A 2565-nucleotide genomic window follows, 5' to 3' on the forward strand; every position below is an offset into this window, starting at 1 on the left:
CCGCACCCTCGTCCCAGCGCACGTGCATGCGCCCGCCCAGCGTGTCCACGACCAGCGGCTGCGAAGGCTCGTCGCCCCCACCTCGGCGCGCCGCCAGCGCCTTGCGTCTTGCCTCACCCATCGGGTGAGTGTGCCAGCACGCCGCAAGTGCAGGTCAGCGCTCGCAAATCAGGTCATCGCATCACGGGAACTGCCGGATCTAGGCTGAAGGGTAGCTTTTCGGCGATGGATCTGGACCTATCGTCGGCTCGCCCCGGCCAAGAGCGGACGCTGGCGAGCGGCAGCTTCCAGGCAGGTGTCTCACGCCAGCTCGTGTGCAGGCGACACACTTCATGGAACAGCTCCTCAAGCACCTCGGTGAACCAGCCTTGAATAGCACCTTGCGCAGCTTTTTCGAGTCGTGCGCCGCCTTGCCGATGAACAGGGTCGAAGCTGGACCCAACTCGGCCGCGGCCACGCTGATGTGCCCTTTTGGACGTCCAAGCCCACGTTGGACTTGGTAACCTCTTCTGCAGTCGTTCTCCTGCTTGCTGACAGCGCAACGCACGGCATGCGGCTCTACACGCCTTGAGGCGTAACCTCCGATGTTGTAGACCAGCCGGCTAGCCTGGGGCGACAACCATCATGTCTAGCAGCGGGGGTGTGCACGGCAGCGATCACTCTGACTGGGGTATCAGCAGCCGCGCCCCGCGACATCCTGCAGCGTCCCCCGGCAGGCGGATGGTGGGGCAGTTCTAGGGATGGCGACGGCGGGAAGCCCCGCTTTACGATAATGTGCCCGCGATAGCGCTCGGGGCGGGCCATGTCGGCTGGCCTCAGCGCTTCCGGCTGGGGGCGTCATGATGGCGGCGCAAGCGCAGGAACAACCCGATTGGGGCTCGCTCAACCTCATCGGCCACTCGGTGGTCTTCCGGCAGGCGCTGGCCATGCTGCAGCAGTGCGCCGCCGTCGATGCCACCGTGCTGCTGTGTGGTGAGACTGGCACCGGCAAGGAACTCGCCGCGCGCGCCATCCACTATCTCAGCAATCGTCGCAGCGAACCTTTCGTCCCCATCAATTGCGGCGCCATACCCGACACCATCCTCGAGGCCGAACTCTTCGGCCACGTGCGAGGCGCTTTCACCGACGCCAAGGCCGCCTGCCGCGGCGTGGTCGGCCTGGCCGAGGGCGGCACGCTGTTCCTCGACGAGGTCGACTCGCTGAGCCCGCGTGCGCAGTCGGCGCTGCTGCGCTTTGCGCAGGACCACAGCTACCGCGCCCTGGGCGGCTCGCGCATCGAGCAGGCCGACCTGCGCCTGGTGGCCGCCACCAACGCCGACCTCGACGCCCTCGTGGCGCGCGGCCTGTTCCGCAGCGACCTGCTGTTCCGCCTTAACGTGCTGACGGTGCCGCTGCCGCCGCTGCGCGAGCGCGAAGGCGACGCGCTGCTGCTGGCGCAGGCCTTCGTGCAACGCCTGGTGCGCCAGTACCGTACCGCGCCGCGCGAGCTGTGCGCGGCGAGCACGGCCCATCTAGCCCTGCCGCTGCCCTGGCCGGGCAACGTGCGCGAGCTCGAGCACCGCGTGCACCGCGCCTTCCTGCTGGCGCAGGGCGACCGGCTCGACCTGCACCTGGACACGCTGGCCGCCGCAATCCCGGGCGGTCACGCGGCCCATGCGGCGGGCTGCGGCTCCGACGCCGGCTACGACCACGCCAAGGCCCGCGCCATCGACGCCTTCGAGCGCACCTACCTCGCCGAAGTGCTGCGCCGCGCCGACGGCAACCTGAGCCTGGCCGCGCGCCTGGCCGGCAAGGAGCGCAGCCGCTTCGGCAAGCTGGTGCGCAAGCACGGCCTGCAGCGAGGCGTCACCGGCGACTGAGAGCTTGAGAGTTCTTCTCCGAGCCCCCGAACCTGGCACGCGACTGGCTTGTGTTTTGGCATGACGACACCCACTGATTCCGACGCATAGCCCGACGAGGGAGGTCTGTTCGAAGACCTGCCCGCCCCGAGCGCCGCGCAGCTGGAGCAGGCACAAGCCAAGGCGGCCCGAAAGCGCGGTCATGGCAAGCACAGGCTGCTCGAGCCCAATCAGGTGCAAGTCGAGCCTCGGGCCTCAGACCTCGAATCTTTGTTGACATAGGACCACCGGGCCAGGCTTGAACCGCACCGGGTTTCGAGGAGGCCTGTTGGCTTGAGTCAGACCGCCTTGGCCTGACGGTTTTGGGGTTCAGGTCTTCTCTCTTCCAGCCCCCCGCAGGGGCCGCCGGAGGCCCCCCCGGTTGAGCCATGTACTCATGGTTCAACCCTCCTGCAGCGCCGCCTGTTCGGCAGGCTTCGTTGGTGCGGTGGCATGTGCCTGCTCGCGCCAGTAGTGTGCCTCGGCCTCGGCCGGCGGGATGTAGCCGATGGGCTCAAGCAGGCGATGGTGGTTGAACCACGACACCCCCACTCCAGCGTCGCCAGCTCGACCGCCTCGCGCGTCTTCCACGGCCCGCGCCGGTGGATGATCTCGGCCTTGTACAGCCCATTGATGGTCTCGGCCAGCGCGTTGTCGTAGCTGTCGCCGGTGGAGCCGACCGAGGGCT

Annotated in this window: 1 protein-coding gene and 1 pseudogene; one reads left to right on the plus strand and one right to left on the minus strand. The window is 68.1% G+C overall.

Annotation, left to right across the window (positions count from 1 at the left end):
• The first annotated feature begins 839 nt into the window (after nt 1–839).
• Nucleotides 840–1859 (plus strand): sigma 54-interacting transcriptional regulator, encoded by a 1020-nt coding sequence (locus O9280_RS08445; protein ID WP_298341139.1) that lies wholly within the window; start codon nt 840–842, stop codon nt 1857–1859.
• Between the two features lie 420 nt (nt 1860–2279).
• On the opposite strand, the pseudogene O9280_RS08450 reads toward O9280_RS08445, so the two are convergent.
• A pseudogene (locus tag O9280_RS08450) lies at nt 2280–2565 on the minus strand (integrase core domain-containing protein); the annotation flags it as partial.

The organism is Silanimonas sp. (assembly GCF_027531545.1).
In the GTDB taxonomy this organism is placed as follows: domain Bacteria; phylum Pseudomonadota; class Gammaproteobacteria; order Xanthomonadales; family Xanthomonadaceae; genus Silanimonas.